This window comes from Neisseria sp. P0022.S010 (genome assembly GCF_051956635.1).
The window spans coordinates 1-516 of record NZ_JBQCXF010000840.1 but is presented as its reverse complement, the minus strand read 5'-3'; the positions used below and the strand labels follow the sequence as shown (position 1 = coordinate 516).

Here is a 516-nt window from a genome sequence, read left to right as displayed (position 1 = left end):
ACAACACCCCCAAAAACACAAACCACACCAACAACACCAACCCACAAAAACCCAACAAACGAACCACAATACACCCCCACACCCCAACAAACCAAACCAAACCACACACCAACACACACCCCACCACCAACCCACCACCAAAAACAACAAAAAACACAACCCCCAAACAAACAACACCCACCCCCAAAACCAACCACACAACCAAAAAAACAACAACACAAACCCCCACCCCCCAAACCACAACCACCACCAAAAACACAACCCAACCCAAAACAAACCCCCACCACCCCCCCAAACACACCACACCCAACAACCACAAAACCAACCAACACACCACAAACCCCCACAAAACCTCCTCCACCAACCCCCAAAACAACCCCACCACCCCCACCCCCACCACCAACACCAACAACACAAAAAACACACACACACCCAAAACCAACCCAAACCACACCAACAAAAAAACCCACCCAAAACCAACCCCCACACCCAAACAAACAAACACCAACCACAACA

Annotated in this window: 1 protein-coding gene; it reads left to right on the top strand. The window is 50.0% G+C overall.

The annotated features are described in order from the left end of the window. Positions 1–516 (top strand): hypothetical protein (locus tag ACTHUT_RS21705; RefSeq protein WP_440419883.1); only part of this gene is annotated, 516 nt, incomplete at both ends.